Raw genomic sequence first — 6,000 nt, 5'->3', positions numbered from 1 at the left:
GCCCCCGACCTCAGGACACCGTGAACCCTCAGGACACCGCGAAAGCCCCCGCCTTCCCCTGGATCGGCCTGCTCACGCTCGCCGGCGCTGTCTTCGTCTCCGTGACGAGCGAGTTCCTCCCGACCGGGCTCATCCCCGACATGTCGCGCGACCTCGGGGTGAGCATCTCGCTCACCGGCCAGCTCGTCACGATCTTCGCCGCGACCGTCGTCGTCGCGACGACTCCGCTGACCCTGGTGACCCAGCGCTTCTCGCGCAAGAGCCTCCTCCTCGTGGCGCTGTGCACCATCGCGGTCGCCAACGTCCTCGCCGCGCTCGCCCCCACCTTCGGGCTGCTCATCGGCGCGCGCATCCTCGGCGGGCTCGCCCACGGCCTCTTCTGGGCGATCGTCGCCGCCTACTCCGCGCACCTCGTCGCTCCGGAGCAGCTCGGCCGCGCGACCGCGATCACGGCGGGCGGCGGATCCGCGGCCTTCGTCCTCGGCGTCCCCCTGGGCACGGCGCTCGGGCATGCGTTCGGCTGGCGGCCCACCTTCGCGATCCTCGGCGGCGTCGTGCTCGTGCTCGCGCTGATCGTGGTGAAGTTCCTGCCCGCGGTCGACCACCACATCCCGCTGCGGACCGGCGAGATCCGCCTGCCCGCGCGGAAGGACCGGACGCTCCCCCGCATCATCGGCGTCTGCGTCGTCATCCTGCTGGTGCTGATCGGCCAGAACACCCTCTCGACCTACATCACGCCCTGGCTCGAGAACGCCTCCTTCGCCCCCGACACGGTGCCGCTCGTGCTCTTCGCGTTCGGCGGCGCAGGGGCGGTCGGACTCGTCCTGGCCGGCTTCGCGACCGACCGGTTCCCCCGCTCGGGCTTCGTGGTCGCCGCGATCGCGGTCGTGCTGGCGCTCGCGGGCCTGGCCGTCGCCGCGGGCACCGGCGCCGCCACGGCCGTGGTCGTCGCCGCGGTGATCTGGAACATCGCGTTCGGCGGCATCCCGGCGATGCTCCAGACCCGGATGCTGCGCACCTCCTCCTTCCAGCTGCGGAGCCTCGCCGCGGCGCTCCAGACGACGGCGTTCAACATCGGCATCGGCGGCGGCGCGGTCGTCGGCGGACTGGCGATCGACGCGAGCGGGCTCGACGTGCTGCCGTGGGTCGCGATCGTCATCGTCGCGGTGGGGCTCGTCGTCAGCCTGATCGTCGACGCCCGGGCGACGGCGGCGGTGCGGGCGGAGGCGGTTCCTACCCGCTGATCGTGTTGATGACGGAGGAAGAAAGTGCTCCGGCGCATGCCGATCCGCGCGTTCACGCTCGAGCTGGAACGATCTTCCTCCGTTGTGAAGACGGCGGCCTCCGGCTTCGTGGACACGGCGGCGTTCCTCCGGCGCGAACACCGGGATGTCGTCCGCACGGCCGACGCGGCGGCGCGGGGAGCAGGGGATACGGTCGAGGGATGAGAGACGGAACCCGATGAGCCCGAGCACCCTCGAGCCGCCGCTGACCCTCCCCTACTACGGGGCTCCGCCGATGGCGGCGCTCCGCCGCTTCTTCGGCAACTACCTCCGCTTCCGCGGGAGGGCGAGCCGGGCCGAGTACTGGTGGATCATCCTCCTCGGCAGCGTCCTCACAGGGCTGCTGCAGCTGGCCGACGGCGGTCCGTGGCGCCTCGACTTCACGCTGACCCCGTACCCGAGCGGCGCGCCGTTCCAGACCTTCTGGGTGTCGCTCGCCGCGAGCGCGATCGCCCTGGCGACGTTCCTCCCGTCGCTCTCGCTGATCTGGCGACGACTGCACGACGTGAACCGCAGCGGGCTGTGGATCCTCGCGATCCTCGTGCCGATCGCCGGCTACGTGTTCCTGCTGATCCTGTTCGTGCTGCCGCCGCGGCCGGAGGGCGCGCGGTTCGACTGAGCGGCGGACGCCTCGGCGGTGGAGTGCCGGACCCGGCCGACGAGTCAACGGCCGGCAGACCGGCCGGCGCCTCGACGGGCGCACCAGGCCGCCACCTGTAAGCGCTGGCGCATCGGATGGAAACCTCCGCGGGTCGCCTGATACCGTGCTGCGCAGGTCAGGGTCTCCGCGCGCATGTCTGGGCGTGAGCGCTAGGAATCCGGCCGCACACCTCGGCCCATTCGACGAGAACTCGAGATACTGCACAGCAGTCCTCTTCGCCGGAGACGGTGGAGGAAACCTCCGGACCTCACGAGTCGACGGACGGCCTGGAGGCCCTTTGTAAAGGCGCAGCGGGGCCGTGGGAGCCCCCCGCCTCATCCGGGTCGGCTCGGGGCTCCAGGAGCCTCACCGCGAGCCGGTCGGTCGCAACGACCGCCCTCGAAGACGCGCCGCATCAAGTGACCGTTGGGCACTCGGCTTCACTGCTCTCCCTCAGGGAGCGGAAGGGTGACGTCGACGGCGCGCAACTCCGTCATGTTCGAGCGCTCGACCGCCCGGTAGACCGCCGAGCGCGTCGCCCCAAACTGCTCCGAGAGCTCGGCCACGATGTAGTTGCCCTAGCGGCACTCCGCCACCAGGTGCGCCTCGATCTTCGGGAAGCGCTTCGGCTGGCGGCCGCGCAGGCGCCCCTTCGCCTTCGCGATCCGCATCCCCTCGCGCGTGCGCGACCGGATCAGGTCGCCCTCGAACTCCTCGATCATCGCCAGCACGTTGAACAGCAGCCGGCCCATCGGGTCGTTCGGGTCGTGCAGCGACCCGCCGATATTCAGTCGCACTCCCCTGCGCGCGAGCTCGTCCACGACGTCGCGTGCGTCGGTGGTCGAGCGGGTGAGCCGGTCGAGCTTCGTCACGAACAGAGTCGAGCCGGCGTCGCACGCCGCCAGGTCCTCGCGCAGCGCGGGCCCCTCGCGGTTGCTGCCGGTGAGGCCGGCGTCAACGTAGATCCGCTCCGCCGGCACACCGGTCGCAAGCAGCGCGTCGCGCTGCGCCTGCGCGTCCTGCTTATCCGTCGAGACGCGGGCGCCTCCGACAAGCTCATGACGTCCGCCTACGACCACAAACCGGGCCTCAGACCGACCGCCCCTCTACGGACCTCGAGCTGATCGCGGTCAAGATCGCGCTGAACCTCGCGTCATCGGCGGCCTTCATACCGAAGAACGAACGGTCACCGTAGGGGGCGAGCACGACCGATCCGCCCTCCTCGAGGACGACCTCGATCGATCGCCGGGTGAAGAACCGGTCGAGCAGCGGAGTCGGCCGGACGGACGCGATTCGCGACCACGGGAAGGTGACCCGCCGCGCATTCGCCTGCGACAGGATGCTCAGCCCGGTCTCGTCCAGGTGAACGACCGGGTACGACCCCATGCTGACGTCCGGGTCCAAGCCCCTCACCAGCGACCGCAGGTGCTGATGGTAGACGCACGCGAAAGCCTCCCCCGAGGTCCCGGGATCAAGTTCCGCCACCCTCCGCGCGGAGCGCCCGGCTGACGCCCTCGCCCAGAGGAAGAGCCCCACCGCCAAAACCACTAGAGCCCCATCGATGACAGCGACCACCGAATATGACCCGCTCCGGCTCAGAACGAAGAAGTGCTGCGCGACGACGGCACCGACCGCGAGCACGAGCGGAAACCAACGAACCCGGAGAGCAGGAATCGCAGAAACGGTCACGGCATTGGTCATTTGTTCCTCGCTTGTCGCCGAAGTAGCGCCGCAGTCTTCCAGTCCAGATGCGGCTCGCCTGCCTCCCGCAGGATGACACCGGTTCTCGAATCCACCGTAGGAACCGTGATGCGCCCGAACCCCAGGGTCGTGTAACCGGCTTCCTTCTCAGCGGTGACCCTGGATGTGCCGATCGCGAGACAGATCATTGACCAAGCGAGAGCGGCGAAGAACAGCGCCAGCGGCACGAAAAGGGGCAGACGCGATCCCGGAGGAAGGACCGCGAACCCGATGACGAGCCAGATCCAGGCGATCGCCTGGGCGAGCGTTCCCCACCCGGTGTTGAGAATACGTGTACGCGCAGACCACCCGGGCAGCACTTCCACCCTCCCCGGCACCAGCGAAGGTTCCCTCTCCGCCCCCGACATCACGCGCCCTCCGTCGACAGCGCCAGGGCGACGGCCCCAGCGGCGCGCGCATCAGCCCGCTGCACCGCCCGATAGACCGTCGAACGCGCGACCTTGAACTCCGCCGCGAGCTCGGCAACGGTGTAGTTCCCGGCACGATGCTCTGCGACCAGATGCGCCTCGATCTTCGGCGACAGCTTCGGCTGACGGCCACGCAGACGCCCCTTGGCCTTCGCGACCTTCATCCCCTCACGCGTGCGGGCGCGAATCAGGTCCCCCTCGAACTCCGCGACCATCGCGAGCACGTTGAACAGCAGCCGGCCGATCGGATCCTCCGGATCATGGACCGACCCCCCGATGCTGAGCTTCACGCCGCGGCGGGTCAGCTCATCAACGATGTCGCGAGCGTCTGTGATGGACCGCGCGAGCCGGTCGAGCTTCGTCACGAGCAGAGTCGATCCGGCGTCGCATGCCGCCAGCGCTTCCCGCAGCGCGGGACGCTCGCGGTTCCGGCCCGTCAGACCGGAATCGACGTAGATCCGATCGGATGGAACGCCGGCCGCCCGGAGTGCGTCGCGCTGCGCGGTCGCATCCTGCTTGTCGGTTGAGACGCGGGCGTATCCCACGAGAGCTGCCATGCGCTCAGTGTGTCAGTTGACGCCCCATCATCGGGCATTTCATCGGGCGGGTCTATTGCGACGAACAGCGCCGCGAGATTCCGGTCTCATTGTCAGTTCTCGAGGTCCTCTGCACAGATCTTCGAGGTCGTCTGCACAACTACCGGAGCCGTCATTTGGAGCCTACGCCGGTGTCAGCGAGCTGCGTCTAGGTGCTCTTGCGTCCGAGGACGCGAAGGCCGTCCGGCCGCACTTCGCCGGTTGGCGAGACGTGGCGGTAGAGCGTCTGGCGCGAGATGCCGAGTTCTTTGCAGAGGGCGCCGATGTTCGTTTCCGGCTTGCCCATCGATGCCATCGCGAGTCGCACCTTGGCGGGCGTCATGGTGAACGGGCGCCCTCCGACCCGACCGCGTGCTCGTGCTGACGCAAGGCCCGCCATGGTTCGTTCGGAGATGAGCTCGCGCTCGAACTCGGCGAGGGCCGCGAAGATCCCGAAGACGAGCTTGCCGGCCGCGGTGGTCGTGTCGATCGCCGCCCCCTGCCCCGTGAGCACTTTCAGTCCGATGCCGCGAGCGGTGAGGTCATGGACGGTATTCACGAGGTGGTGAAGGTCGCGTCCGAGCCGGTCGAGCTTCCACACCACGAGCGTGTCGCCCTCACGGAGCGCTTTCAGGCACGAGAGCAGACCCGGCCGATCATCCTTCCGGCCGGACGCGAGGTCGGCGTACAGCTGCGCGTCATCGACGCCGGCCGCGAGCAGCGCATCGCGCTGCGGATCTGTCGTCTGCGTTCCATCGGTCTTCGAGACGCGCATGTACCCGACGAGCATCGCGGACCCCTGTCACTTATACGGCCGAATACGTGACATGGAGCTGTCAGGCCGGCACGCCGAAAAGAGTAGTCACGTAACTGGTCACTCATTCTAAGTGTCGTGAACGGCCAGTATCCGATTCCGTGACGGCGCGCGGTCAGCGAGAATCCGATTGCACCTTGACTGTCTCGCCGTCGAGCGAGAACCGGAGCCCAGTGCCCTGTCGGAACTCGGCTACGAGCTGCGCAGGCATCTCCTCGGCAACGGTCATCTGCACGGCAGCGGGAAAAGACCCGGCGGTGCAGCCGCGCGAGGCCAGCCCTCCGTCTGCCGAGTCGGTAGGGAAAACGAGAAGACAGAACTCTTGGCTGTCTTCAGTTCGGATGACGGTGAGGCCGTAGAAATCATCCGTGGTGAGGGCGTCCCCGAACCCACTGTCCGCCCCCTGCTCCACCTCGCGCAGTTGCAACGCGCCGACCTCACGTCCCCGATCGCCCGTCGCCCACACAGTCGCGGCGAATACGAGCAGTCCGGTCGCGACGATCGACACCGCCCACAAGGC

General features: G+C 68.6%; 10 protein-coding genes. 3 read left to right on the top strand and 7 right to left on the bottom strand.

Annotated elements, in window-relative coordinates:
- The 3 genes from C5C46_RS08755 to C5C46_RS08750 all read left to right on the top strand — a co-directional run.
- A partial coding sequence (locus tag C5C46_RS08755) for an MFS transporter (protein WP_219812278.1) occupies positions 1–1,244 on the top strand: 1,244 nt, incomplete at its 5' end.
- A gap of 36 nt (positions 1,245–1,280) precedes the next feature.
- The gene (locus C5C46_RS16890; protein ID WP_181074925.1) at positions 1,281–1,448 is read left to right on the top strand and encodes a hypothetical protein; all 168 of its coding nucleotides are present in this window, start codon (positions 1,281–1,283) and stop codon (positions 1,446–1,448) included.
- Positions 1,449–1,461: 13 nt separating this feature from the next.
- Positions 1,462–1,902, top strand: coding sequence for a DUF805 domain-containing protein (locus tag C5C46_RS08750; protein ID WP_181074926.1), 441 nt, complete (start codon positions 1,462–1,464; stop codon positions 1,900–1,902).
- 461 nt (positions 1,903–2,363) lie between these two features.
- Here the strand turns inward: C5C46_RS08750 and C5C46_RS17355 are convergent, their stop codons facing one another.
- The 7 genes from C5C46_RS17355 to C5C46_RS08720 all read right to left on the bottom strand — a co-directional run bounded on the left by C5C46_RS17355 (position 2,364) and on the right by C5C46_RS08720 (position 5,988).
- Positions 2,364–2,489: a hypothetical protein gene (locus C5C46_RS17355; RefSeq protein ID WP_258061582.1), complete on the bottom strand. Its 126-nt coding sequence runs from the start codon at positions 2,487–2,489 to the stop codon at positions 2,364–2,366.
- A gap of 12 nt (positions 2,490–2,501) precedes the next feature.
- Complete coding sequence (locus tag C5C46_RS08745; RefSeq protein ID WP_308471007.1) at positions 2,502–3,002, bottom strand: recombinase family protein; 501 nt, start codon at positions 3,000–3,002, stop codon at positions 2,502–2,504.
- 10 nt (positions 3,003–3,012) lie between these two features.
- Entirely contained in the window at positions 3,013–3,624 is a 612-nt protein-coding gene (locus C5C46_RS08740) for a hypothetical protein (protein WP_104226410.1), read from the bottom strand.
- Positions 3,621–4,034 (bottom strand): hypothetical protein, encoded by a 414-nt coding sequence (locus C5C46_RS08735; RefSeq protein ID WP_104226409.1) that lies wholly within the window; start codon positions 4,032–4,034, stop codon positions 3,621–3,623. The genes C5C46_RS08740 and C5C46_RS08735 overlap by 4 nt, the downstream gene beginning before the upstream one ends.
- A complete protein-coding gene (locus C5C46_RS08730) occupies positions 4,031–4,648 on the bottom strand; it encodes a recombinase family protein (RefSeq protein WP_104226408.1) in 618 nt (205 codons plus the stop codon). Before C5C46_RS08730 ends, C5C46_RS08735 begins: the two co-directional genes overlap by 4 nt.
- A 187-nt stretch (positions 4,649–4,835) precedes the next feature.
- Positions 4,836–5,456 (bottom strand): recombinase family protein, encoded by a 621-nt coding sequence (locus tag C5C46_RS08725; protein WP_104226407.1) that lies wholly within the window; start codon positions 5,454–5,456, stop codon positions 4,836–4,838.
- A gap of 139 nt (positions 5,457–5,595) precedes the next feature.
- A complete protein-coding gene (locus tag C5C46_RS08720) occupies positions 5,596–5,988 on the bottom strand; it encodes a hypothetical protein (protein WP_104226406.1) in 393 nt (130 codons plus the stop codon).
- Between the last annotated feature and the right edge of the window lie 12 nt (positions 5,989–6,000).

Origin of the sequence: Rathayibacter sp. AY1E6 (assembly GCF_002931115.1) — a bacterium.
Classification (GTDB): domain Bacteria; phylum Actinomycetota; class Actinomycetes; order Actinomycetales; family Microbacteriaceae; genus Rathayibacter.
Note: the sequence above shows the minus strand (reverse complement) of the source record. Positions and strands in the feature narration are given on the sequence as shown.

Coding starts and splice junctions, on each gene's coding strand:
- C5C46_RS16890 (WP_181074925.1), top strand. CDS start 1,281: ATGCCGATCCGCGCGTTCACGCTCGAGCTGGAACGATCTTCCTCCGTT.
- C5C46_RS08750 (WP_181074926.1), top strand. CDS start 1,462: ATGAGCCCGAGCACCCTCGAGCCGCCGCTGACCCTCCCCTACTACGGG.
- C5C46_RS08740 (WP_104226410.1), bottom strand. CDS start 3,624: ATGACCAATGCCGTGACCGTTTCTGCGATTCCTGCTCTCCGGGTTCGT.
- C5C46_RS08730 (WP_104226408.1), bottom strand. CDS start 4,648: ATGGCAGCTCTCGTGGGATACGCCCGCGTCTCAACCGACAAGCAGGAT.
- C5C46_RS08725 (WP_104226407.1), bottom strand. CDS start 5,456: ATGCTCGTCGGGTACATGCGCGTCTCGAAGACCGATGGAACGCAGACG.